General features: G+C 52.3%; 18 protein-coding genes, 6 tRNA genes, 1 other RNA gene and 2 pseudogenes. 13 read left to right on the top strand and 14 right to left on the bottom strand.

The window, feature by feature from the left end; all coding sequences use genetic code 11:
* Positions 1-3: 3 nt before the first annotated feature.
* The gene (locus HVY19_RS14550; RefSeq protein ID WP_181681256.1) at positions 4-888 is read left to right on the top strand and encodes a LysR family transcriptional regulator; all 885 of its coding nucleotides are present in this window, start codon (positions 4-6) and stop codon (positions 886-888) included.
* A 135-nt stretch (positions 889-1,023) separates the two neighbouring features.
* Here HVY19_RS14550 and HVY19_RS14545 read toward each other — a convergent pair.
* The 5 genes from HVY19_RS14545 to HVY19_RS14525 all read right to left on the bottom strand — a co-directional run bounded on the left by HVY19_RS14545 (position 1,024) and on the right by HVY19_RS14525 (position 1,572).
* Positions 1,024-1,157, bottom strand: a non-coding RNA gene (locus HVY19_RS14545) — RtT sRNA.
* Positions 1,158-1,179: 22 nt separating this feature from the next.
* A tRNA-Lys gene (locus HVY19_RS14540) sits at positions 1,180-1,255 on the bottom strand.
* Between the two features lie 4 nt (positions 1,256-1,259).
* Positions 1,260-1,335, bottom strand: a tRNA-Val gene (locus HVY19_RS14535).
* A 41-nt stretch (positions 1,336-1,376) separates the two neighbouring features.
* A tRNA-Val gene (locus tag HVY19_RS14530) sits at positions 1,377-1,452 on the bottom strand.
* A gap of 44 nt (positions 1,453-1,496) precedes the next feature.
* Positions 1,497-1,572, bottom strand: a tRNA-Val gene (locus HVY19_RS14525).
* A gap of 258 nt (positions 1,573-1,830) precedes the next feature.
* Between HVY19_RS14525 and gltX the strand changes: the two genes are divergently transcribed.
* Positions 1,831-3,246 (top strand): glutamate--tRNA ligase, encoded by a 1,416-nt coding sequence (gene gltX, locus HVY19_RS14520; protein ID WP_181681255.1) that lies wholly within the window; start codon positions 1,831-1,833, stop codon positions 3,244-3,246.
* Between the two features lie 78 nt (positions 3,247-3,324).
* Here the strand turns inward: gltX and HVY19_RS14515 are convergent, their stop codons facing one another.
* Both HVY19_RS14515 and HVY19_RS14510 read right to left on the bottom strand, forming a co-directional pair.
* Complete coding sequence (locus HVY19_RS14515) at positions 3,325-3,714, bottom strand: YfeC-like transcriptional regulator (protein ID WP_181681254.1); 390 nt, start codon at positions 3,712-3,714, stop codon at positions 3,325-3,327.
* 1 nt (position 3,715) lies between these two features.
* Positions 3,716-4,078, bottom strand: a complete 363-nt coding sequence (locus HVY19_RS14510) for a YfeC-like transcriptional regulator (protein ID WP_181681253.1) — start codon at positions 4,076-4,078, stop codon at positions 3,716-3,718.
* 221 nt (positions 4,079-4,299) lie between these two features.
* Between HVY19_RS14510 and HVY19_RS14505 the strand changes: the two genes are divergently transcribed.
* The 3 genes from HVY19_RS14505 (at position 4,300) to HVY19_RS14495 (ending at position 6,860) form a co-directional block, all read left to right on the top strand.
* A tRNA-Ala gene (locus tag HVY19_RS14505) sits at positions 4,300-4,375 on the top strand.
* A gap of 39 nt (positions 4,376-4,414) precedes the next feature.
* Positions 4,415-4,490 (top strand) — tRNA-Ala (locus HVY19_RS14500).
* Between the two features lie 183 nt (positions 4,491-4,673).
* On the top strand, positions 4,674-6,860 hold the full coding sequence (locus HVY19_RS14495) for a sensor domain-containing phosphodiesterase (protein WP_181681252.1): 2,187 nt from the start codon (positions 4,674-4,676) through the stop codon (positions 6,858-6,860).
* Between the two features lie 54 nt (positions 6,861-6,914).
* Here the strand turns inward: HVY19_RS14495 and nupC are convergent, their stop codons facing one another.
* Positions 6,915-8,117, bottom strand: coding sequence for a nucleoside permease NupC (gene nupC, locus HVY19_RS14490; protein WP_181681251.1), 1,203 nt, complete (start codon positions 8,115-8,117; stop codon positions 6,915-6,917).
* A gap of 343 nt (positions 8,118-8,460) precedes the next feature.
* Between nupC and HVY19_RS14485 the strand changes: the two genes are divergently transcribed.
* Positions 8,461-9,699, top strand: a complete 1,239-nt coding sequence (locus tag HVY19_RS14485) for an Nramp family divalent metal transporter (protein ID WP_181681250.1) — start codon at positions 8,461-8,463, stop codon at positions 9,697-9,699.
* Between the two features lie 52 nt (positions 9,700-9,751).
* On the opposite strand, the gene ypeC is transcribed toward HVY19_RS14485, so the two are convergent.
* Both ypeC and mgrA read right to left on the bottom strand, forming a co-directional pair.
* Positions 9,752-10,078, bottom strand: a complete 327-nt coding sequence (gene ypeC / locus HVY19_RS14480) for a DUF2502 domain-containing protein YpeC (RefSeq protein WP_181681249.1) — start codon at positions 10,076-10,078, stop codon at positions 9,752-9,754.
* Positions 10,079-10,210: 132 nt separating this feature from the next.
* The gene (mgrA, locus tag HVY19_RS14475; protein WP_181681248.1) at positions 10,211-11,203 is read right to left on the bottom strand and encodes an L-glyceraldehyde 3-phosphate reductase; all 993 of its coding nucleotides are present in this window, start codon (positions 11,201-11,203) and stop codon (positions 10,211-10,213) included.
* Positions 11,204-11,380: 177 nt separating this feature from the next.
* Here mgrA and HVY19_RS14470 point away from each other — a divergent pair, with 177 nt between their 5' ends.
* The gene (locus HVY19_RS14470; RefSeq protein ID WP_181681247.1) at positions 11,381-13,036 is read left to right on the top strand and encodes a thiamine pyrophosphate-binding protein; all 1,656 of its coding nucleotides are present in this window, start codon (positions 11,381-11,383) and stop codon (positions 13,034-13,036) included.
* Here HVY19_RS14470 and HVY19_RS14465 read toward each other — a convergent pair whose 3' ends face one another.
* Complete coding sequence (locus HVY19_RS14465; protein WP_181681246.1) at positions 13,037-14,272, bottom strand: ion channel protein; 1,236 nt, start codon at positions 14,270-14,272, stop codon at positions 13,037-13,039.
* A 205-nt stretch (positions 14,273-14,477) separates the two neighbouring features.
* Between HVY19_RS14465 and glk the strand changes: the two genes are divergently transcribed.
* The 6 genes and pseudogenes from glk to ptsP all read left to right on the top strand — a co-directional run bounded on the left by glk (position 14,478) and on the right by ptsP (position 21,912).
* Complete coding sequence (glk, locus tag HVY19_RS14460; RefSeq protein WP_181681245.1) at positions 14,478-15,443, top strand: glucokinase; 966 nt, start codon at positions 14,478-14,480, stop codon at positions 15,441-15,443.
* 217 nt (positions 15,444-15,660) lie between these two features.
* Positions 15,661-15,987 (top strand): PTS fructose transporter subunit IIB, encoded by a 327-nt coding sequence (locus HVY19_RS14455; protein WP_181681244.1) that lies wholly within the window; start codon positions 15,661-15,663, stop codon positions 15,985-15,987.
* 20 nt (positions 15,988-16,007) lie between these two features.
* Entirely contained in the window at positions 16,008-17,255 is a 1,248-nt protein-coding gene (locus tag HVY19_RS14450; RefSeq protein WP_181681243.1) for a PTS fructose transporter subunit IIC, read from the top strand.
* A gap of 16 nt (positions 17,256-17,271) precedes the next feature.
* A pseudogene (gene ypdF / locus HVY19_RS14445) lies at positions 17,272-18,363 on the top strand (aminopeptidase).
* On the top strand, positions 18,354-19,394 hold the full coding sequence (ypdE, locus tag HVY19_RS14440) for an aminopeptidase (protein WP_181681242.1): 1,041 nt from the start codon (positions 18,354-18,356) through the stop codon (positions 19,392-19,394). The pseudogene ypdF and the gene ypdE overlap by 10 nt, the downstream one beginning before the upstream one ends.
* A gap of 23 nt (positions 19,395-19,417) precedes the next feature.
* A pseudogene (ptsP, locus tag HVY19_RS14435) lies at positions 19,418-21,912 on the top strand (phosphoenolpyruvate--protein phosphotransferase).
* A gap of 90 nt (positions 21,913-22,002) precedes the next feature.
* Here the strand turns inward: ptsP and HVY19_RS14430 are convergent.
* The 3 genes from HVY19_RS14430 to HVY19_RS14420 form a co-directional block, all read right to left on the bottom strand.
* Positions 22,003-22,473 carry an NUDIX domain-containing protein gene (locus HVY19_RS14430; RefSeq protein ID WP_181681241.1) on the bottom strand — a complete coding sequence of 157 codons (471 nt, stop codon included), beginning with the start codon at positions 22,471-22,473 and terminating at the stop codon, positions 22,003-22,005.
* Positions 22,474-22,561: 88 nt separating this feature from the next.
* Complete coding sequence (locus tag HVY19_RS14425) at positions 22,562-23,320, bottom strand: hypothetical protein (protein ID WP_181681240.1); 759 nt, start codon at positions 23,318-23,320, stop codon at positions 22,562-22,564.
* Between the two features lie 332 nt (positions 23,321-23,652).
* Positions 23,653-25,323 carry a hypothetical protein gene (locus HVY19_RS14420; RefSeq protein ID WP_249419085.1) on the bottom strand — a complete coding sequence of 557 codons (1,671 nt, stop codon included), beginning with the start codon at positions 25,321-25,323 and terminating at the stop codon, positions 23,653-23,655.
* Between the last annotated feature and the right edge of the window lie 6 nt (positions 25,324-25,329).

Genomic DNA, 25,329 nt, shown 5'->3' with positions numbered 1-25,329 from the left:
ATCTTGGAACGCCCACATCGCATCGATCTCAAGCTTCTGCGTTATTTTCTTGCGGTTGCGGAAGAGCTGCATTTTGGACGGGCGGCTGCGCGTCTGAACATGTCTCAGCCGCCGTTGAGTATTCATATCAAAGAGCTTGAACAACAGCTCGGTACGCTGCTGTTTGTGCGCCATTCCCGCAGCGTGGCGTTGACCCATGCGGGCAAAGTCCTGATGGAGGAGTCCCGGCGACTGCTGGCCAGTGCCAACCAGGTGATGGCGAGGGTTGAGCAGATTGGGCGAGGTGAGGCGGGGCGGATCGAACTCGGCGTGGTAGGTACTGCGATGTGGGGAAGAATGCGCCCGGCGATGCGCTGTTTTCTGAAAGAGAACCCCAATGTTGAGGTGTCGTTTCGTGAGAAATCGCCCGGTATGCAAATGGCGCTTTTAGAGCGTCGTGAGCTGGATGCAGGGATCTGGCGAATGGCAATGGAACCTTCACCTGGCTTTACCAGCCTGCGTCTGCATGAATCCTCGTTTATGGTGGCGGTGCCTGAAGATCATGCATTGGCCAATCGGGAGTCGATCCCGCTTGCCGCGCTGCGGAATGAATATTTTGTCACGTTGCCGTCGGTGCACTCTGATTGGGCATTTTTACAGCGAGTGTGCCAGCAGGCAGGATTTTCCCCGATGATTATCCGTGAAGTGGTGGAGCCGCAAACGGTATTAGCGATGATTAGCATGGGGTTAGGGATCACCCTAATGGCAGATGGATACGCGCAGATGAACTGGCCCGGTGTGGTATTTCGACCATTGGAGGAGCGGATACCGGCGGACCTGTATGTGGTGTATGAGAAGCAGCAGGTAACGCCCGCGCTGGAGCGGATGATTGAGGCGTTAACGGCGTAGGTGAGGGCAGGTTGCCGGATGGCGGCGTGCGCTTTATCCGGCCTACTGGTCCTGGCGTAGGCCTGATAAGCGAAGCACCATCAGGCATGAATTCTGCGCATAGCAAAAAGGCGCCGCCAGCGCCCTCTTTTACACTGGTGGGTCGTGCAGGATGACTCGCTTCGCTCGCCCTTCGGGTCGTCGCCGCAGGCGGCTCCGTTGTCTCACTGCGTTCGACTCGAACCTGCTGCAGGTTCGAATCTTTGAATTCTGCGCATAGCAAAAAGGCGCCTTTAGGGCGCCTTTTTACACTGGTGGGTCGTGCAGGATTCGAACCTGCGACCAATTGATTAAAAGTCAACTGCTCTACCAACTGAGCTAACGACCCGAAGTGGTGGGTGATGACGGGATCGAACCGCCGACCCCCTCCTTGTAAGGGAGGTGCTCTCCCAGCTGAGCTAATCACCCACTTCGGTACTTCACAAGAAGAAATTTAGCTGGCGAGAAAGTGGTGGGTGATGACGGGATCGAACCGCCGACCCCCTCCTTGTAAGGGAGGTGCTCTCCCAGCTGAGCTAATCACCCACTTCTCAATTTCTTCTTTACACGGCGGAGACTACATAAGTAGTTGGTGGGTGATGACGGGATCGAACCGCCGACCCCCTCCTTGTAAGGGAGGTGCTCTCCCAGCTGAGCTAATCACCCCCGCTGTGTGGAGTCGCATTATAGGGAGAGTTGAAAATGAGTCAACGCATTTTCTAAAGAAATTGTTTGTTCGTCGTAATTTTAAACAAAACGATCGCAATTCCATCCATCCCGCATGATTTCTATACGAAAACAGCTAAGCGTAACGTTCTGGCCCGATCAACATTGAGGAATCAGGAGGGAGTGATAGAATAACGCGCATTCCAATTTTCCCGGATTTGCCGGTTGTCGGCATCTTTATTAACGTAAGGCCATTTCATGAAAATCAAAACTCGCTTCGCGCCAAGTCCGACAGGCTATCTGCATGTCGGTGGTGCGCGTACTGCCCTTTATTCCTGGCTTTTCGCACGTAACCACGGCGGTGAGTTTGTGCTGCGTATTGAAGACACCGATCTCGAACGCTCCACGCCGGAAGCTATCGAAGCCATCATGGATGGCATGAACTGGCTGAGCCTGGAATGGGACGAAGGTCCGTACTTCCAGACCAAACGCTTTGATCGCTACAACGCGGTTATTGATGAGATGCTGGAAGCGGGCACGGCATACAAATGCTATTGCTCAAAAGAGCGTCTGGAAGCTTTGCGTGAAGAACAGATGGCGAAAGGCGAGAAGCCGCGTTACGACGGTCGTTGCCGTCACGGTCATGAACATCATGCCGATGACGAGCCTTGCGTGGTCCGTTTCGCTAACCCGCAGGATGGCTCTGTCATTTTTGACGACCAGATCCGTGGTCCTATCGAATTCAGCAACCTGGAGCTGGACGATCTGATTATCCGTCGTACTGACGGTTCCCCGACCTATAACTTCTGTGTGGTCGTGGATGACTGGGATATGGAGATTACCCACGTTATTCGTGGTGAAGACCATATCAACAACACACCGCGTCAGATCAACATCCTGAAAGCGCTGAACGCGCCAGTGCCGGTTTATGCCCATGTTTCCATGATCAACGGCGACGACGGTAAAAAACTCTCCAAGCGTCATGGTGCGGTGAGCGTCATGCAGTACCGTGATGACGGCTATCTGCCGGAGGCACTGCTGAACTACCTGGTACGCCTGGGCTGGTCGAGCGGCGATCAGGAGATCTTCACCCGTGAAGAGATGATCAAGCTGTTTTCTTTGAATGCGGTCAGCAAATCTGCCAGTGCATTCAATACGGAAAAACTGCAGTGGCTGAACCATCACTACATTAACTCCCTGGCGCCGGAATATGTGGCGACCCATCTGCAATGGCATATCGAGCAGGAAAATATCGACACCCGTAACGGCCCGCAACTGGCTGAGCTGGTAAAACTGCTGGGTGAGCGTTGCAAGACGCTGAAAGAGATGGCGCAAAGCTGCCGTTACTTCTATGAAGACTTTGCCGAATTTGATGCGGATGCCGCGAAAAAACATCTGCGTCCGGTTGCGCGTCAGCCGCTGGAAGTGGTACGTGACAAATTGGCTGAGATTACAGAGTGGACCCCTGAAAACGTTCACCATGCAATTCAATCAACAGCCGATGAGCTGGAAGTCGGAATGGGCAAAGTGGGTATGCCATTGCGTGTAGCGGTAACCGGCGCGGGTCAGTCTCCGGGATTAGACGTCACGGTGCACGCGATTGGTAAAACCCGCAGCATCGAGCGTATCAATAAAGCCCTGGCGTTTATCACTGAGCGCGAAGCTCAACAGTAAGGCGTGTTAACGGTATGCCGGATAAGGCGCTTGCGCCGCTATCCGGCATATTGCCCGATGGCGTTCTGGTTATCGGACTTACGATTCATCAATACCGAGACGGGCCAGGAAATTGCGAATCCCCTCGCGGGAAAGATATAGCGCTAATTTTTCCTGTTCCACCACCGACATATTTTCAATCGCATCAACAATTTGTCGATAAGCGTGACTGCGTGCGCCAGGGGTGTATTCAGCGAGCGGTTCTTCGGCCTGATAAAATGCCGAGTGATTGCGAAACGCGGGGATGTTCAGAATAAATTCGCGGACACGCTCATCAATATGGATCAGTCTCGCTCGACCGCCTTTTACGCCGGGAAATTTTTCAGTTTCCCACTGTTGCTCGCGGACCCAACGGTTCACCGTTTGTTTTGCCACTCCAAGGCAAATTGCCAGCTCTTCGGTGGTCATTTTGCTGCGTAATCTTTTCATATTATTTGCTGTCGCGAATCCCTAAGCGTTGTAATAAACCCGTAATCCCTTCCCGCAAGAGCAAAGAGGTGAAGTTTTTCTGTTCTGCTGGGGTCATCTCTTTCGCAAGGGTGACCAACAGGGCTTCCAGAGAGGCATCGCCAACGGACGAAAAAGCGTCAGACATCCCTTCCGCAGGACGTTCCGCGCTGCGGATATATTCACGAACCTGTTCGTTTACATGCACCAGACGGGCTTTACCACCCTGTACGCCTGGCTTTGGTGATGTCGCCCAGCCTTCTTTACGCACCCACTTATTGATGGTCTGTCGGCTGTAACCCGTCAGAATAGCGAGTTCTTCTGGCGTCATCCGTTCCTTGAACATAAAGATTCCCTGAATAGTTGTGTGGTTAATTAGTGGTTCATTTTATAGCACCATTTTAGTGGAAAACGTGACGGGTTTAACTACTGAATGCGAGTAGTTTCGCATTGTTCGGCAATTGCCTGCTTTTTCAGCGATTAGCGCTGGTGATTTCAATTTGCCGTTGACACGTGCGAAGGGAATTCATATGATGCCGCCCGTCAACTCGACAAGCTTTACGTGACGGGGCTATAGCTCAGCTGGGAGAGCGCTTGCATGGCATGCAAGAGGTCAGCGGTTCGATCCCGCTTAGCTCCACCAAATATTGGACCCAACAATTTTGGTACGTAAAGACATCGTGGGGCTATAGCTCAGCTGGGAGAGCGCTTGCATGGCATGCAAGAGGTCAGCGGTTCGATCCCGCTTAGCTCCACCAAAATTTAAACCCTCGCTGTGAAGCGGGGGTTTTTTTATCCCTGTACTTCTTCCATTTATGTCTTACAGTTTCTATAAGCCAGAATTTCAGAAAGCGTTCCTGGCAGGCATAGGTTTACTTCGTATTATGAATAAACTTATCATTTCTGGGATTATAAATGCGTAAACTGAGAGTCGCCGAATCATGCCAGTGAAGCATAACTTATCTGATAATATAAGAATATTCGCGATCGCGTTAATACTCTCTATTGCTGCCATTCAGTTTTCGCGCTTTATTACCCCGCTGGCGACTGTTGATTCCAGTTTGATCTACCTATCGTGGCTACCGCTATGCGTAATGCTGTCAGTACTAATGCTTTTCGGCCGTCATGGCATAGTGCCTGTCATAATCGGTATGTATCTTACGAATCTCTGGAATTTTGACCTGCCATTCCCTCAGGAAATAGTCCTGCTGTTTTGTCAGGTATTTTTTGTGTTAGTCATAAGTGCTGTCGTGCGATGGCAGTTGGGGCCTCGCTGGCGTTACGGATTGCCCAACCGTCATATCTGGCTGCGGGTTTTCTGGTTTGGGGTTATGGTCCCGCTCGGGATAAAAATAAGCATGTATTGGGTGGGGATTTACCTCGATTTTCCCATCGCGATTTCCTCTTTTTTTGGCACATCCGCCCCAATCTTCACCATCATTGATATTTTAAGTCTGATTTCCGCGGTGATGATTTATACCATGCTCTTTTATTATCTGATGCGCATGACGTTAAATCCTCATTATATCCGCACGTTCTGGCGCAGAGATGTTGCGCCCGCTTTCGAAAAAGAGAATCGCGTATTTACCGTATGCTGGTTGAGCGGCGTCATTGCTCTGCTGCTTATGATTTGCTCGCCGTATCAGAATGACTATATCGCGGGCTATCTGGTCCCTGTTTTCTTTATCTTATTTACCACCGGCGTCGCCAGGTTTAGCTATCCGCTGTTGAATATAAGCTGGGCAATCTCAACCCTGTTTTTGTTGACCTATAACCAAAACTTTTTGCATGGGGTAGATTCAGAGTATCCGCTGGCGTTTATTCTTTCGGTGCTGGTTTCGTTTAGCATATGTCTGCTGTATATGATCCGAATCTATCAACGCAGTGAGTGGTTGAATCGCCGCTGGCACCTCCAGGCGTTGACTGACCCCTTAACGCGTCTGCCGAATCTTCGCGCGCTGGAACTCTTTTTAAAAAAAGGGAAGGGGCAAAGCGTCTGTAGCCTGCGTTTGGATAATCTGGAATTCCTGAGCCGTCACTATGGCATGTTGATGCGCGTCCACTGTAAAAGAACGGTTTTCCGCACGCTCCAACCGCTTTTGCTCGACGATGAAAAGATATTTCAGCTCCCGGGAAGCGAATTACTGCTGGTGCTCAATGGGCCGGAGACCGAAGCCCGCTTGCAGCATATGCTTGATTTGCTGAGCAGCCGTAAAATTTACTGGAATAATACCGGGCTGGATCTCGGCTTCGGAGCCTCTCTGGGAAACTGGGATGGTAAGCAGGAGACATTGCAGCCGCTGCTCGGGCAGTTGAGCTGGTTGGCTGAGCAATCCTGCACGCATCATCGGGTGCTGGCGTTGACCAACAGCCTGGAAGCCGCAACCGGGCAAACTACCGAGCGGGTTTTACTGCTTAATAAAATACGTAACGCGCTCGACCGGGGCGATCTGTTACTTTATGCCCAACCCATACGCGATGGCAGGGGCAGGGGCTACGATGAAATTCTGGCGCGACTGAAAAGTGACGACGGCATCATGACGCCGGATCAATTCATTCCCCTCATCGCGCAGTTTAACCTTAGCGCGCACTTCGACATGCAGGTTGTCGAGGGTTTACTGAAGTGGCTGGCTGCCCATCCTTCAGCCGAACCGGGGCCGCGTTTTTCTGTCAATTTAATGCCGCTTACGCTGCTGCAAAAAGAGACATCCTCGCGCATTATTGCGTTGTTCAGGCGTTATGGTATTACCCCAGAAACGGTCATCATTGAAATTACCGAAGAACAGGCGTTTTCCAATTCTGAGACCAGCATGCATAACATTGAACAACTGCATAAATACGGTTTCAGAATTGCGATTGATGATTTTGGTACCGGCTATGCAAACTATGAGCGGTTGAAGCGTATACAGGCCGATATCATTAAAATTGACGGCGTGTTTGTTAAAGACATTCTGACCGATTCGCTGGATGCGATGATTGTGAAGTCGATAACCGATCTCGCAAAAGCGAAGTCGTTAAGCGTCGTGGCGGAGTATGTCGAGACGCAGGGACAGCGAGAAATGCTGCTCAATATGGGCGTGAATTATCTGCAGGGGTATTTGATAGGACGACCCGAGCCGTTAGTGTAATTGCGACATAAAAAAGCCGGGGAAAAAATCCCCGGCTTTCATCATGACGCCGACTTACAGAACCAGTGCTGCGATAGATGCAGACAGCACGCTCACCAGCGTAGAGCCGTAAACCAGTTTCAGACCAAAGCGGGAAACCACGTTACCTTGTTCTTCGTTCAGACCTTTAATCGCGCCGGCGATAATGCCGATTGAAGAGAAGTTCGCGAAGGAAACCAGGAACACAGAGAGAATACCTTCTGCACGCGGAGAGAGCGTAGCAGCGATTTTCTGCAGATCCATCATCGCGACAAACTCGTTGGAAACCAGTTTGGTCGCCATGATACTGCCGACCTGCAGCGCTTCATTGGACGGAACACCCATCACCCAGGCAATGGGATAGAAGATGTAGCCCAGAATGCCCTGGAAGGAGATGCTGTAGCCGAACCAGCCAGTGACGGTGGCAAACAGGGCGTTCAGCGCAGCGATCAGGGCGATAAAGCCGATCAGCATTGCCGCAACGATAATCGCCACTTTAAAGCCCGCCAGGATGTATTCCCCCAGCATTTCGAAGAAGCTTTGACCTTCATGCAGATTTGACATCTGAATGTTTTCTTCGCTGGCATCAACGCGATAAGGGTTGATCAGAGACAGGACGATAAAGGTGCTGAACATGTTCAGTACCAGCGCCGCAACGACATATTTCGGTTCCAGCATTGTCATGTACGCGCCCACGATTGACATGGAAACGGTAGACATTGCCGTAGCCGCCATGGTGTACATACGGTTGCGGGACATTTTGCCCAGGATATCTTTGTAGGCAATAAAGTTCTCAGACTGACCGAGGATCAGTGAGCTTACGGCGTTAAAAGATTCCAGTTTACCCATCCCGTTGACTTTCGATAACAGGAAGCCAATTGCACGGATAATCACAGGCAGCACCCGAATATGCTGAAGAATACCGATCAGTGCAGAAATGAAGACGATAGGGCAGAGCACTTTCAGGAAGAAGAATGCCAGACCTTTATCGTTCATGCTGCCAAAGACAAAGTTAGTTCCTTCGTTCGCGAATCCGAGCAGTTTTTCAAACATTTCGGAGAAGCCTTTCACGAAACCGAGGCCGATGTCAGAGTTCAGGAAGAAATATGCCAGTAACACTTCAATAACAAGTAACTGTACGACATAACGAATGCGAATATTTTTACGGTCACTGCTTACCAGCAATGCGAGGATCGCAACAACGGCAAGGGCCAGGACAAAATGAAGGACGCGGTCCATATTTGCTCCAATATATGAGGCAGGTTTAATTTCCGTGCACATTCTATGCAACACATGCAAAGAAAACGAGATCAAACACACACTATAATCAGGACCTGTGACGAGATTCAAAAATAGTGATCTGTCATACACTTCTGTTATGTTTAGTATGGAAGTGAAAATTTACGTCAATGTGCTAATCTAATAACAATTATTGTACATAACAAACACAATTCCCGTTCCCGCACTCTTTATTGTTGCGACCTATCAGAGAAATCATTGTGACCCTTTTAAATGCACTTGATAACCATTCTCATTAAGCATAACATTAAACATAGCAAAGGCTATATTTCCGAGGCAAAAGATGACAAACGAACGCGTTGACAGTAGTAGTGGGCCGGCAGCGCGCAAGTTGAGGCTCGCATTAATGGGACCTGCGTTCATCGCAGCGATCGGCTATATCGATCCGGGAAACTTTGCGACCAATATTCAGGCCGGAGCCAGCTTTGGTTATAAGCTGCTGTGGGTGGTGGTCTGGGCGAATCTGATGGCGATGCTAATCCAGGTGTTGTCCGCCAAGTTGGGTATCGCGACCGGCAAAAACCTGGCGGAGCAGATCCGCGATCACTATCCGCGTCCGGTGGTCTGGTTTTATTGGGTTCAGGCAGAGATTATCGCTATGGCGACCGATCTTGCTGAATTTATCGGCGCGGCGATTGGCTTTAAGTTGATTCTCGGCGTCTCCCTCTTACAGGGGGCGGTGCTCACCGGGATTGCCACGTTTTTGATATTGATGTTGCAGCGTCGGGGGCAAAAACCGCTGGAAAAAGTGATTGGCGGACTGCTGCTGTTTGTTGCGATGGCCTACATTGTCGAGCTGATTTTTTCGCAGCCCAACCTGGTCCAGCTGAGTAAAGGGATGGTGATCCCCAGCCTGCCTAACTCTGAAGCGGTGTTCCTGGCGGCCGGGGTGCTGGGGGCGACGATCATGCCGCACGTTATTTATCTGCATTCGTCATTAACGCAGCATCTGCATGAAGGTACGCGTAAACAGCGCTACGGCGCGACGAAATGGGATGTTGCCATTGCCATGACCATTGCAGGGTTCGTCAACCTGGCGATGATGGCCACAGCGGCGGCGGCCTTTCACTTCAGCGGTCATACCGGGATTGCCGACCTTGACCAGGCGTATCTGACCCTGGAGCCATTGCTCAGTCATGCTGCGGCAACCGTGTTCGGTTTGAGCCTTGTCGCTGCGGGGCTGTCATCGACGGTGGTCGGTACGCTGGCCGGACAGGTGGTGATGCAAGGTTTTGTACGCTTTCATATTCCGCTGTGGGTTCGCCGTACGGTGACGATGATGCCGTCATTTATTGTGATCCTGCTCGGGCTTGATCCGACGCGTATCCTGGTCATGAGCCAGGTATTATTGAGTTTTGGGATTGCTCTGGCGCTGGTACCTCTGCTGATCTTTACCAGCGACGGTAAGCTCATGGGCGATTTAGTGAATACCCGGTGGGTTAAGCAGATTGGCTGGCTGATTGTGATTCTGGTGGTGGCGCTGAACCTGTGGCTGTTAATTGGTACGGCGCTGGGGCTGTGAGAGTAAAAATGCCGGAAAAGCGTAGCGCTCTCCGGCATTAGACAAAATGGAATTAATGGCGATGCCCGTGACCGCGTCCACGGCCGCGATGGTCGTCGCGGTCGCGCCAGCCTTCCCGGTACCCGCGCTCGTAAGCTTTACGCTTATCCCAGCCACGGTGATTGCCATTGTCATGTCGCCACCAGCGATTTTTACGCCATTCATAATTGCGATGCCAGTAGTCACGATCGCGCCAGTGGCCGCCGTCCCAGTAGTTACCGTAATTATCGCGATCGCCAATTTGTAATTTTATCGATGGCAACAGGGTGATTTCGCCCGCAGTTGCGGCAAGCGGTGTAAAAGCCAGTAAGGCTGCCGCCAGAATCAGTGACCTGAACATACTTTATCTCCTTCACGATCGTAGCCGTAATCGGCCTGTTAACGCAATATTACGGGGCAGTAAAGCCCCATTTAATCGCCTTAACTCTTAAATCATGAATGAGAGCACGAAATGCTAAAGAGCCATCGGAGGTTAGTCATTCAGGATAGTGTCTATCTCCGCACACTCCTCGGTGGAAAATTGACGGTTTGCCAACATGCCCACCGCATCCTCAATTTGCGCTGTTTTGCTGGCGCCAATCAGAACCGACGTGACATCGTCGTTACGCAATACCCACGCCAGTGCCATTTGAGAGAGCTTCTGCCCGCGTTTTTCCGCCAGCGTATTAAGTCGACGAACCTTATCCAGTTTGTCGGTAGTGAGCTGGTCGGGATTCAGAAAACGGCTCGCGCTTGCCGCACGAGAATCTGCCGGGATCCCGTTCAGATAGCGATCCGTCAACTGCCCGCCCGCCAGCGGTGAGAAGGCAATGCTGCCCACGCCTTTAACCTTGAGTAAAGACAGCAATTCCTCCTCTACCCAGCGTTCGAACATGGAATATTTCGGCTGATGGATTAGACAGGGCGTGCCGAGGTCATTAAGCATATCAATCGCTTCCCGGGCGCGATCGGCAGGGTAGTTAGAGAGCCCCACGTACAGCGCTTTCCCCTGGCGAACAAGATGATCCAGCGCTTTCATCGTTTCCTGTAGCGGTGTTTCAGGATCCGGACGATGGTGATAAAAAATGTCGACATACTCCAGCCCCATGCGTTTGAGGCTCTGATCGAGACTGGCGATCAAATATTTCCGCGAACCCCAGTCGCCGTAAGGGCCATCCCACATCGTATAGCCCGCTTTGGTGGAGATAATCAGCTCATCGCGCCACGGTAGAAAATCTTCTTGCAGGATCCGGCCAAAGTTACACTCTGCTGAACCCGGAGGTGGACCATAGTTATTGGCAAGGTCGAAGTGGGTGATACCTAAATCAAACGCCCGCTGTAGCAAGGCGCGGCTGTTATCGACATGGGTGGTGTCGCCGAAGTTATGCCACAGCCCCAGAGAAATGGCGGGCAGGCGCAGCCCGCTTTGACCACAGCGGCGATATTCCATCCTCTGATAACGATTTTCATCAGGCTGATAAACCATGGTGTTTCCCTCCAGTGAGTTAGAATTCCAGTGTATACGTTTTCACCCGTCTCAGAACAATGACATTTTTCGACACAGCGTAAATCCAGCTTTCCATCCTGAATGCCGCCACTTTCTGGACACTCTCCAGGGTTCTTCAATACTCATCTGAAGGTTTACGTCAGAAGGATGGCTGTCATGCAGACCCTTTATACCGTCGCAGATTACCTGCTCGACAGGCTGGCAGGCTGCGGTATCAGACACCTGTTTGGTGTGCCCGGCGATTACAATTTGCAGTTTCTGGATAACGTTATTGACCATACCGAGGTAGGCTGGGTAGGGTGCGCAAACGAACTTAACGCGGCATATGCCGCGGATGGTTATGCCCGGGTCGCAGGAGCCGGGGCGCTATTAACCACCTTCGGCGTTGGGGAACTAAGCGCGCTGAATGGTCTGGCGGGCAGCTATGCGGAATATGTGCCTGTGCTGCATATTGTCGGCGCTCCGTGTACCGGCGCGCAGAGGCGTGGCGAATTGATGCACCATACGCTGGGAGATGGTGATTTTCAGCATTTTTACCGGATGAGCCAGACGCTCTCGGTCGCCAGCGCGGTGCTGGATGAGCAAAACGCCTGTCATGAGATCGATCGCATACTGACAACGATGTTAATCGCCCAACGGCCAGGGTATCTGATGTTACCGGCGGATGTCGCGAAATGCCCCGCGGTTCCTCCCTCAGGCACACTTCTCGTCAGGCAACCCGACGCGCCGGAGGAGGTTGTCTCGGCATTTCGCCAGCATGCCCGTGAGATGCTAAAGAATAGTTCTCGCCTGTCGCTTCTGGCGGATTTTCTCGCCAACCGTTTTGGCTTACAGCCGCTTTTACAACGCTGGATGGCAGAGACGCCAATGGCCCATGCCACCATGCTGATGGGAAAAGGTCTTTTTTCTGAGCAGCAGGCGGGGTTCGTCGGCACCTACAGCGCAGGGGCCAGCAGTGAATTTGTTCGCCAGGCGATAGAAGAGGCCGATACCGTGATCTGTGTGGGGACGCGGTTTGTTGATACGCTGACCGCCGGGTTTACGCAACAGCTTACGCAGGATCGCACCATTGAGGTTCAGCCGCAGGCGTCAAGGGTGGGACGAACGTGGTTTAGCGGCCTGTCGATGGAGCAGGCCATTATGACCCTACGGGAACTTTGCCAGGCGCAGGCACTCTCTCCACCGCCCGCTAAACCCGCAAACTTGCCGTCTCCTGTTGAGCGCGGCGCGCTCACGCAGCACAATTTCTGGCATACCGTACAGCAGGCGCTTCAGCCCGGGGATTTGATCCTGGCCGATCAGGGAACGGCGGCGTTTGGCGCTGCTTCGCTGACGTTACCGGAAGGTGCAGAGTTGCTGGTTCAACCGCTCTGGGGATCGATAGGTTATTCCCTGCCAGCGGCGTTTGGCGCGCAAACGGCGGCTCCTGAACGTCGGGTGATCCTGATCACCGGCGACGGCGCGGCGCAGTTAACAATCCAGGAATTAGGCTCCATGCTGCGCGACGGGCAGACGCCGATAATCTTGCTGCTCAACAACGACGGGTATACCGTCGAGCGGGCCATTCATGGCGAGAAACAGCGTTATAACGATATTGCGTCATGGAACTGGACCCGGATCCCTCACGCCTTCAACGTTAGTGAACAAGCGCAAGCGTGGCGCGTCACCCAGGCGGTCCAGCTTGAAGAAATTCTGGCGCGTCTGGCGCGTCCGCAGCGGCTAACGCTTATCGAAGTAATGCTACCCAAAGCCGACTTGCCTGAACTGCTGCGCACGATTACCCAGGCGCTGGAATCGCGGAATAGCGGGTAACTATTTATCCTCTCGACTGGCGAGCATCATCGGTTTACCTGCCAGCAACAGCCAGGCTGGCAGCATGACAATACATAACAGTGGCAGTAAGTTGGTATCGGGCACCACTACCGCCGCCATAAACAAGCTCAGCCAGCCGTCCCGCGTCACAACCAGCACCAGGCCAAGGATGGCGCAGGAGACGGTAATGGCTGCCGGTACTGCATCGACGTGTGCATGCAGCATCAGCCCCAGCGCCACGCCGACAAAGACCGCCGGGAAGATACGCCCACCGCGAAACCCACAGGCTGCGGCAATCACCAGGGCGGCCAGTTTAATCACCGCCAGCATAAAGAAGTCCGTTGCGCCGAGCGTCTGACTAAAGGCCATCTGTTGCATCTCATCCAGCCCTTTAAACAGGGTCAGCGGCCCGCCAGCTACCCCCAATAGCCCTAAAATAAAGCCCCCAACGCCGAGGATCAGCACCGGGTGTTTCAGGCGATGCAGCAGAAAATGCAGTCGCGGCAGGCACCATACCGCGACCATGCCGGCGGCAATCGCAATCGCCGCAACGACAGCCCCGCTGAAAATATCGACGAACCGCATCTGGGCGTAGTGGGCGATGGGCAGAGAAAAATGAGGATGGAAAAACAGGCTAGTGGTCAAAGAACCCGCCGCTGCGGCCATTAACGGGGCGAAGAGCCGATCCCACAGCGGTGTGTCATTCGAACCACTCAGCGTTTGCGAGAAAATTAGGGCTGCGGCAACCGGGGTGCCAAACAATGCACCAATCGTCCCGGCTGAAGCCAGAATGGTCCAGTCCAGTAAACCTACACGCGGCAGGATACGACGGCCGATAGCCACCGCCAGCGCAATATTGACCGCCATAATCGGGTGTTCAGGACCCAGGCTGACGCCGCCTGCCAGACCCAATACCAGCGCAATTAATAATCCGGGCAATGCAGCGGGGGCAATTGGTGCGCTGATCAACGGTTCGGTGGCGGGATCGGGGCCGGCGTGACCGGGGCTGTAGCGGATGACTAACCCCACCAGCACTCCGGTTAGCGTCAGGATGAGGATGATCCAGAACGGGGAGTCCGCCGTTACACCGAGTCTGGCGGGGAGGTGTTCCCAGAGGATCTGCTGTAACACGGAGGCGAACTTCATTACGGCAATAAGGACTAAACTGGAGGCAACCCCCAGTATCAGCGCGGGAAGCGACAATAACAGCATGGTTCTGGCTCGCGGATGGAGCATGTTCATTTCCTTAATGTCGAGTCATGGCAACAGTTTGAACGCTCCGCCTGAGGGCATCGCGGCAAAAGGTGCTGAAACGATAAAGTTATTTGTGTGACCTGGATCTATATTTTCAGGGCGTTCGCTTTTCTGACGTTGTTGTTATGCCCTCGTGAATTTACAGTGTGGCAAAGACTTATTTTGACTTTAGCGGAGCAGTAGAAGAATGACAAAGTATGCTTTAGTAGGCGATGTAGGCGGCACCAATGCGCGTCTTGCTCTGTGTGATATTAACAGCGGCGAAATCACGAAGGCCAAAACGTACTCTGGCCTGGATTACCCCAGCCTTGAAGCGGTGGTGCGCGTCTATCTTGATGAGCACAGCGTAAGCGTTGAAGATGGTTGTATTGCTATCGCCTGTCCGATCACCGGCGACTGGGTGGCAATGACCAATCACACCTGGGCATTTTCTATTGCGGAAATGAAAAAGAATCTTGGCTTCAGCCATCTGGAAATCATCAATGATTTTACCGCCGTGTCGATGGCGATCCCGATGCTGAAAAAAGAGCATTTGATTCAGTTTGGCGGTACGGAGCCGGTTGAAGGTAAACCCATCGCGGTCTATGGTGCCGGAACCGGCCTTGGGGTGTCGCATCTGGTACACGTTGATAAACGCTGGATCAGCCTGCCGGGAGAAGGCGGGCACGTTGATTTTGCGCCCAACAGCGAAGAAGAGGGGATTATCCTTGAAGAGCTGCGCGCTGAGATTGGTCACGTCTCCGCTGAGCGCGTGCTTTCTGGTCCAGGGCTGGTCAATTTATACCGTGCTATCGTGAAGTCCGATGACCGTCTGCCGGAAAATTATCAGCCAAAAGATATTACTGAACGCGCGCTTGCTGATAGCTGCACCGACTGCCGCCGCGCGCTGTCGCTGTTCTGCGTGATTATGGGACGTTTTGGCGGCAATCTGGCGTTAACGCTGGGGACGTTTGGCGGTGTTTACATTGCCGGTGGTATCGTGCCGCGCTTCCTCGAGTTTTTCAAAGCCTCCGGCTTCCGCGGTGGGTTCGAAGATAAAGGTCGCTTTAAAGCCTATGTTGAGGATATCCCGGTTTATCTGATCGTGCATGAAAACCCAGGCTTGTTGGGCTCTGGCGCGCATCTGCGTCAGACGTTGGGGCAAATTCTTTAAGGTAATGGCTAAAGGCGACTTCGCCTGATTCAGCCAATCCCTGTCTTCTTAAAAACCGCGTATCGACGCGGTTTTTTTTCGTCTGAACCGTCTTTCCGACACTCGTCACATTTCTGCTTTACGGGATTAATTGTCCAGTAGAAGCATTAATTGTCCGGTAACTCTGTTTGCTTTTCACCCGCCATAATTCTCTCGTTCACTTTTTGAGGATCGCGTAATGACGAAAAAACTGATTGCTGTTTGCGCTTGCCCGATGGGGCTGGCCCATACCTTTATGGCTGCTCAGGCGCTGGAAGAAGCGGCGATTGAAGCCGGTTATGAAGTCAAAATTGAAACCCAGGGCGCTGACGGCATTCAAAACCGCCTGACGGCGCAGGATATTGCGGAGGCCACGTTAATCATTCATTCCGTGGCGGTTACGCCAGAAGACAACGAGCGTTTTGAGACGCGTGACGTATATGAAATCACGCTCCAGGACGCGATTAAAAACGCGGCGGGCATTATTAAAGAAATCGAAGAGATGATTGCCGCCGAACAACAGTAATAGTCGACAGGGATACAGATATGGCCATAAAAAAACGCAGTGCGACCGTTGTGCCTGGCGCATCGGGGGCGGCAGCGGCAATAAAAAATCCTCCGGCCTCCCGAAATAGTTTCTGGGGCGAACTGCCGCAGCATGTGATGTCAGGTATTTCACGAATGGTGCCGACATTAATCATGGGCGGTGTGATCCTCGCTTTTAGCCAACTGATTGCCTATAGCTGGCTAAAAATCCCCGCTGATACCGGCATTATGGATGCGCTGAATAGCGGCAAGTTTGAAGGGTTTAACCTTTCTCTGCTCAAATTCGCCTGGCTGTCGCAATCCTTCGGCGGCGTGCTGTTTGGGTTTGCCATTCCGATGTTTGCTGCCTTTGTGGCGAACTCCATCGGCGGCAAACTGGCATTTCCGGCCGGGTTTATTGGCGGCCTGATGTCCACCCAGCCGACGCAGTTGCTGAACTTCGATCCGACCACGCTGCAGTGGGTGACAACCGCACCGGTTCCCTCAACGTTCATTGGCGCGCTGATCATCTCCATCGTGGCCGGGTATCTGGTGAAGTGGATGAACCAGAAAATTCAGCTTCCCGATTTTCTGCTGGCGTTCAAAACCACTTTTTTGCTGCCAATTCTTTCCGCCATTTTTGTCATGCTGGCGATGTATTACGTGATCACGCCATTTGGTGGCTGGATCAACGGCGGTATTCGTACTCTGCTGACGGCGGCAGGGGAGAAAGGCACGCTGATGTATGCCATGGGGATTTCGGCGGCGACGGCGATTGACCTCGGTGGTCCGATCAACAAAGCCGCAGGCTTTGTTGCCTTTAGCTTTACTATCGATCACGTACTGCCGGTCACCGCGCGCTCAATTGCTATCGTCATCCCGCCCATTGGCCTGGGGCTTGCCACGCTGATTGACCGTCGTCTGACCGGAAAACGTCTGTTCAGCGCCCAGCTTTATCCGCAGGGGAAAACGGCGATGTTCCTCGCGTTTATGGGGATTAGCGAAGGGGCGATCCCGTTTGCGCTGGAAAGCCCAATGACTGCAATTCCGTCGTATATGGTTGGGGCGATTGTAGGCTCCACGACAGCCGTTTGGTTGGGGGCGGTGCAGTGGTTTCCTGAGTCAGCTATCTGGGCATGGCCGTTGGTCAGCAACCTTGGCGTCTATATGGGCGGCATTTTGCTGGGGGCCGTTATCACCGCGCTGATGGTCGTTTTCCTGCGCCATATGCTGTATCGCCGGGGTAAACTGCTGATCGAAAGCCTGTAAGGAAAGGAGGGCAACCATGGCGTTACTTGACGCGTTTCGGACGTGGCTGGCAGAGCAGAAACTGGACGCGATGCTCATTTCCTCACGCCAGAACAAGCAGCCACATCTGGGCATTTCTACCGCGTCTGGCTATGTGCTGATTAGCCGTCACAGCGCGCATGTACTGATTGATTCGCGCTATTACGCTGACGTACGGGCACGGGCGGACGGTTATCAGGTGCATTTGTTGGGCGGCGCGCAGACGCTGACGTCCGTGGTGAATTCGCTCCTTGTGGCTGAGGACCTGCAAACGCTGGGGTTTGAAGGCGCGCAGGTAAGTTGGGATGCCGCGCGCCGCTGGCAGGGGGAATTCCAGGCAAAGCTGGTGAGTGCCTCGCTGGAGCCGCTGCGGCAGATCAAAACGGCGCAGGAAATTGCCCTTATACGTGAGGCCTGCCGCATCGCAGATGTCAGCGCGGCGCATATCAGGCGTTTTATCCGGCCCGGTATGCGCGAGCGGGAAATCGCTGCCGAACTGGAGTGGTTTATGCGCGAGCAGGGGGCGGAAAAGGCCTCCTTTGACACCATCGTCGCCAGCGGCTGGCGCGGCGCACTGCCGCACGGAAAAGCCAGCGATAAACGCGTTGAGGCCGGGGAATTTATCACCCTGGATTTTGGTGCCCAGTGTCAGGGTTATTGTTCCGACATGACCTGAACATTCTGGGTGTCTGGCGCAGGCGCGCCCGAAGAACACGCGCTTTATCCTGTCTATCAGACTGTATTGCAGGCACAGCTTGCCGCGATAGAGGCGATTTATCCGGGCAAACGTTGCCAGGACATAGACGCCGCCGCGCGGGGTGTGATCCGCAATGCGGGTTATGGTGACTACTTTGGTCACAATACCGGTCACGCTATCGGGATTGAGGTGCATGAGGATCCGCGATTTTCGCCCACGGATACCACCGAACTGGCTGCGGGCATGTTGCTCACCGTCGAACCGGGGATTTATCTGCCGGGGCAGGGCGGGGTTCGGATTGAAGACGTAGTGCTGGTCACCCCGCATGGTGGGGAGGTGCTCTACACGCTGTCAAAAGAGATACTCACGACGGGAGACTCGGAATGGATCTAACGCTATTGAAAGCGCTGAGTGAGGCAGACGCGATTGCCGCCTCGGAACAAGAGGTTCGTCAGATCTTACTCGACGAGGCCGAAAGGCTACACAAAGAGGTGCGCTTCGATGGCTTAGGTTCGGTGTTAATCCGTCTTAATGAATCGAAAGGGCCGAGGGTAATGATTTGCGCCCACATGGATGAAGTCGGTTTCATGGTGCGCAGTATCTCGGCTGACGGCGCGATTGACGTGCTGCCAGTGGGCAATGTGCGAATGGCGGCGCGGGAGCTTCAGCCCGTTCGGATCACCACCCGGGAAGAGAGCAAAATTCCGGGTCTGCTGATGGGGGAACGCAGCGGGAACGAAGTCAGCGCGCTACGTGTCGATATTGGTGCTCGCTCTTACGACGAAGTGATACAGGCTGGAGTGGGTCCGGGCGATCGCGTGACCTTTGATACAGCCTTTCAGGTGCTGCCACATCAGCGTGTGATGGGGAAAGCCTTTGACGATCGTCTCGGCTGTTATCTGCTAATTACCCTGTTGCGGGAATGGCATGACGCTGATCTTCCGGCGGAAGTCTGGCTGGTGGCCAGTTCCAGTGAAGAGGTAGGACTGCGTGGCGGACAAACGGCGGCGCGTGCCGTTGACCCTGACATTGCGCCCGTGCTGGATACCGCCTGCTGGGCAAAGACCTTTGATTATGGTGCGGCGAACCATCGCCAGCTCGGCAAAGGCCCAATGCTGGTGCTCAGCGACAAATCACTGATTGCACCACCCAAACTGACCGCCTGGATTGAAAGCGTAGCCGCAGACGTCGGAATTGCGCTACAGCTGGATATGTTCAGTAACGGTGGAACGGACGGCGGCGCGGTTCACCTGAGTGGAACCGGGATCCCAACGGTGGTGATTGGCCCACCGACGCGTCACGGCCATTGCGCCGCTTCGATTGCCGACTGCCAGGACATCACTCAGACCCATGCCCTGTTGTCGGCGCTTATTGCCCGTCTTACGCATGAAACCGTGGTTCACCTGACGGACTTCAGGTGTTGATTTTGCGCTAACCAGGAGTAGTTATGCTAACGATCCCCTTTCTCTGCCCGCTGCCTAACGGTCTTCATGCTCGACCCGCCTGGGAGCTGAAAGAACAGTGCAGCCAGTGGCAAAGTGAAGTCGCGTTTATTAACCATCGTCTAAACACACGGGCAGACGCCAAAAGTTCGCTGGCGCTGATTGGCACCGGGACGCTGTTTAATGACAGCTGCAGCCTGAACATTACCGGCAGCGATGAAGAACAAGCCCGGCGCGTGCTGGAAGAGTATCTCCAGCACCGCTTTATCGACAGCGACAGCGTACAGCCGACGGCGGCGGAACTGGCGGCGCATCCGCTGCCACGGTCACTGATTCGCCTCAATCCGGATCTGCTGTACGGCAACGTGCTCGCAAACGGGGTCGGCAGTGGAACACTCACGCTCTGGCAGAGCGATAATCTGGAATGTTATCGGACCATTGCCGCCAGCGCGGAAGATAACACCCGGCTGGAGCACAGTCTGGCCACCCTGGCGGAGGAGCTTAACCGGCAGCTTCGCGAACGCGACGGCGAAAGTAAAACTATCCTTAGCGCGCATCTGTCGCTGATTCAGGATGATGAGTTTGCCGGGAATATCCGTCGGTTAATGGCGGAGCAGCATCTTAGCCTTGGCGCGGCGATTATTCGCAATATGGAGCAGGTCTGCGAAAAACTCTCCTCCTCTGCCAGCGATTATCTGCGCGAGCGGGTCAGTGATATCCGTGATATCAGCGAGCAACTGCTGCATATCACCTGGCCTGAGCAACGTCCGCGTAATGCGCTGATACTGACTCAACCCACCATCCTGGTGGCGGAAGATCTGACGCCAAGCCAGTTTTTAAGCCTCGACCTGCGGCATCTCTCGGGGATGATCCTCGAAAAAACCGGACGCACTTCGCACACGCTGATCCTCGCACGCGCCTCGGCGATCCCCGTCCTGAGCGGATTGCCGCTCTCAGCGCTTGCCCGTTATGCCGACATGCCCGCCGTCCTGGATGCCCGCTGCGGCGTGCTGGCCATTAATCCTGATGACGCGGTACGCGGTTATTACGCCATCGCCCAGCAGCTGGCGGGGCAACGACAGCAGCAGCAGGCGCAGGATGCCGCGCAGCTTGCCGTCACGCGTGATGGCCAGCGCATTGATATCGCTGCCAATATTGGCACCGCGCTGGAAGCGCCCGGCGCATTTGCCAACGGCGCAGAAGGGGTGGGGTTATTCCGCACAGAAATGTTGTATATGGATCGCGACAGCGCGCCGGACGAACAGGAGCAGTTTGAAGCCTATCAACAGGTGCTGCTGGCGGCAGGCGACAGGCCGGTGATCTTCCGTACCATGGATATTGGCGGTGACAAAAACATTCGCTATCTCAACATTCCTCAGGAAGAGAACCCGTTCCTTGGCTACCGTGCGGTGCGCATCTATCCCGAATTCGCCGGCCTGTTTCGTAACCAACTGCGTGCGATTCTGCGTGCCGCTGCTTTCGGCAATGCACAACTGATGATCCCGATGGTTCACAGTCTGGACCAGATTCTGTGGGTCAAATCTGAGCTGCAAAAAGCGGTCGCAGAACTGAAGAGTGAGGGGTTGCGCCACGCGGCATCCATTCCACTCGGCATCATGGTTGAGGTGCCATCGGTGTGCTACATCATTGACCACTTCTGTGAGGAGGTGGATTTCTTCAGCATCGGCTCCAATGATATGACGCAGTATCTGTATGCGGTCGATCGTAATAATCCTCGCGTATCGCCGTTGTATAACCCGATCACACCGTCGTTCCTGCGCATGTTGCAGCAAATTGTGCGCGTGGCCCATGAAAGAGGAAAATGGGTGGGGATTTGCGGCGAATTAGGCGGCGAGAGTCGTTATCTTCCGCTGCTGTTGGGGTTAGGGCTGGACGAACTGAGCATGAGCAGCCCACGCTTCCGGCGGTGAAAAGCCAACTGCGTCAACTGGACAGCGATGCGTGTCGGGCACTGGCGCAGGCTGCCTGCGAATGCCGCAGCGCCCAGGAGATCGAAACGCTGTTAAATCAGTTCACGCCAGAGAAAGATCAGCGTCCGTTGCTGGCGCTCGAGAATATCTTCGTGGGCAAAGCGCTCGCTAACAAAGAGCAGGTCATTCAGTTTCTGTGCGGCAATCTTGGCGTGAATGGGCGCACGGAGCATCCGTTTGAGCTGGAAGAGGACGTCTGGCAGCGTGAAGAGATTGTCACGACCGCCGTGGGTTTTGGCGTGGCGATCCCCCATACTAAATCGCAGTGGATAACGCATTCCAGCATCAGTATTGCCCGTCTGGCGCAACCGATAGACTGGCAGTCAGAGATGGGCGAGGTGGAACTGGTCATTATGCTCACGCTCGGCGCGGACGAAGGTATCAACCATGTGAAGGTATTCTCACAGCTTGCGCGTAAGCTGGTGAATAAAGGTTTCCGTGAGGCACTGTTTACCGCCGAAAGTGCGGAAGGTATTCTGGCGCTACTGGAGGCGGAGTTGGTACTGTAAGTCTGGGTAACCCAAAATACCCCGATAGTTCGGGGTATTTTTACATTAGGTCAAGAATAAAAAGAGGCTATATAACGAGCAGGACATTAATTAATCTCTGGGAATGATCTTTACCGCCTGTTCCAAACCCAGACCAAAGTAATCCGTTAAATAACGGGCATTAAAGCCAGGGTTCTTCCAGCAATTTTCTAACGGCAGGCTTGCTAAACTTGTGAAGGGCTCATCATTTGGGTTGGTTACTGCTGGACGATCCGGGTTTTCAGGATCGTTGAACCATTCCACAATTCCAGGGATGCTTGCTTCTTTAACGATAATAAATACAGCGCCGTTAGTGCCTGCGGGGGTAATATCGCCACCAATTTGTACGGGATTGCGAAGTGGAAATCCGGTTTCTTCTCTAAGTTCACGAATAACCGTACCCATATAACTTCTGTCTCTTGTTTCATATTTACCGCCGGGTAAATGATACCCCTGACGTTCAACGGGTGGTTTTCCTGACCTTCCACCTGCAGCAACCAGCACGTTTTGACCATCAGTGAGAATAAGATAGACTTTTGGCATAATCGATTCCTTTTATTTTCTTTCGGCAATTTCATCGTACAGGGATACGAAATCCTGTAACCACCGAGGTTAATAAAATTAGCTTTATTTACAGCGATATTAGCTTTTTACGGAAAATATCGAGAGAAGTATGTCCGACAGAAGGCTCAAACGGCGCAGGTGAATTCAGATTCAACGCAAGATCAGCAACATGATTCAATGGCTTGGATTTTGGGTTGAATACATAATAAAGGTCCTGGCATTTTTTAACGACACCAGCAATATCGAGATCTTTATTTTCGGCCTTAACCGTAACCTGATAGACCTGGATAAAATCGTTGAGCGTAACTTTACTCATGTCCACAATTGAACGATAAAGCACAAACGAGCTGACCTTATCGCATTTGGATTTTAGTGCGCTTGAGGTCACCACGCGTGACCAGCCAACAAAATCCAGACGCACCATGGATGCGCCTTCCAGGATAGCGCAGTAGCGAAGGACTTCACTTTCCGAGCCTTCGGATGAGCCAAAAAGAATGTTCACGAAGCCACTGACAAGCGTTGATACTGCTGATTTGTTATCACCTGAGACGAAATCAGAAATAGAACTGTTCACCATGTCAGTAATATTATTTGCATTATCTGAGGTGTAGGCTTTTGTTTGATAAATAAAAGACTGGATTGAACTAATTGGGAACGTCCGGTTGGTGCCTTGCCCGGCACCTAATAAATCTGTATTGATTTTTTCGGCATAATATTGTGTCTTAGATAGACCTAACGCCATAAGAGTATCAAGATGTGCGCCACATTCATCTTTTAGCTCTGCCGACAAGTCCTGTCCGATTAATGCTTTGGTGAGAGCGGTCATAATTAAATCTCCAATAAAATGAGATGGCATGAGATTATAATAAACAAGCTTTGCTATTTACGATAACAATCAGCTTGATGAGATATGATTATGTCTTTCTCATCTTTGGGTAAATATAAAACTTTTAGTTGATACGAAAAGCTGGACTAAAACTTTTTGCTGAAAATATTGGGGTAAAATAAGAATTAAAAGATCGAAATCAATAATTTCCATCTTTACAAAAAATATTGGGAAAATGGTATGCACAGACAGTTAATACTGAAGCATCAACTATGCGCCTTGCCCGGACGCCATCATTAGCTCCAGGGCAAGTTTTTTAAAAGAAGGAATTGCTAGATAAGAATTGCGACTGAGGTGAACATTTCGACTTTACTGTTTTCAATGCTTAGGCTCAATACTTCCTCTATCCGCTGAGCTTTCAATACCTTATTGACGCCAAAAAGATCTATTTTATCTAAAAGATACATAGTCAGCGTGGTCACGACTGCACTGATAACCGACGACACAATTATCGACCAGGGTTCGCCTAATCCGAGGCTGTTCAGCCAACTCTCTATGCCAATGCTCGCAAAGACAGACAGAGAACCGACGATGAGCTTAAGAATAGCATCACCTTTTTGTGCCGGACTGGTGGTTTTATCTTTCAGTACCGGGGCAATCTGAAGAAGAATTTTGAAGCCTTCTTTCATCATGCGAGCGATGTTTTTAAAGATGCCCACAAAACAGTTTACGATGCCTTCGAAAAGCATAGAGAGAAAGTTTTTGAAAAAGTTGAATAGCCCATCCTTTAATAAAACAGTGGCCTGCTGAAGAATATGCTGCTTCATTCTGGTAAATCTGATGGTCAATGCGGTTTTGAAACTCTCTGCGCCAACGCCTTTCTCAATGCCATTTGTGATGCAGTCTCGTAATTCAAAATAGAGGGGCTTAATCATAAACATAACCAAATCACCAATAGACTGATTTCCGGCCGCGTTTATGGCATCTGTCGCAAATCGCTTCTGGACCTTTCGATCGTGAAGTACGTTTTCAAGTACTTTCTTATTAGTTTGCGAGTCGAGAACTTTTTGGCTGGCCTCCATTTTCTCAACCATCCTCTTACGCGCAGCAATCTCTTCATCACTCAGTGGGTGTTTTTTGCCTTTCGTATTTTCAACATATCCCTGGTCAATCTCTTTTTGAAGTTCCTCTTTCGTCTTATCAAACTTACCCACGTTTGGACCTCGATTATGTTTCATACTGGTGATTACGAGGTTTTCGTCGGTGTTTACGATTTCTTTAATATCTTCGGGATTAAGCGCTTTATTGCTTTTAAGTTTATGGCAAATCTCAGAACACGATACAGCGTGATCGGCTTCGGCGCTTTGTTTATGCTGTCCTTCGCTTTTAGCGTGCCTTTTATTGGAATAAATAGGCTCGCCGCCGTACCCATCCTCAGCACGCATATCACCACCGAAGTGCTCCTCCTTGGCCGCCTTCATTTTTGCCCCATCACGCATGTTGGTTGTTTCACCATCGCGCGTCATGTCACCGTCTTTGTAGGTTGTGTTTTTCCCTAGTGTTTCGATGTTTTGCCGTTCATTGAGGACTTCGGTATAGCTGTCGAGAATGCGGCTATTTGCAGGGGAATCATAGCGAAAGGTTTGGCATTCATGATACAAACGTGACGCTGTAATCCCTTGCTTTGTCCCTATTTTAAACGCTCGCATTGTCCCGTCGAATAAGCTCAGAAATACCGGTTCGAGAATTGTCTCAATGCCATTTTCGACATCAATTGTCTCAAGAAGGTGCTGCACGTCATTTGGCGAAACGCGCAGGTCGAACTCATGGATTTGCTTTGAATAGGCTTCGGAGACATCACAACTTGCCAGTAAACTCTCATCCACTTCGCCCGTTAGATGCTTATCCAATACAGCTTGCTGTGCCAGAGGTTGAAGATGCTGAGTGCTTTGCACCCGGCGAATTCTTTCCATTCGCGCGAGATGATCTTTCGCTGAAGTCATTGCCAT

Source organism: Citrobacter sp. RHB25-C09, from assembly GCF_013836145.1.
Classification (GTDB): domain Bacteria; phylum Pseudomonadota; class Gammaproteobacteria; order Enterobacterales; family Enterobacteriaceae; genus Citrobacter_A.
This window is presented reverse-complemented; position numbering and strand designations above follow the sequence as displayed.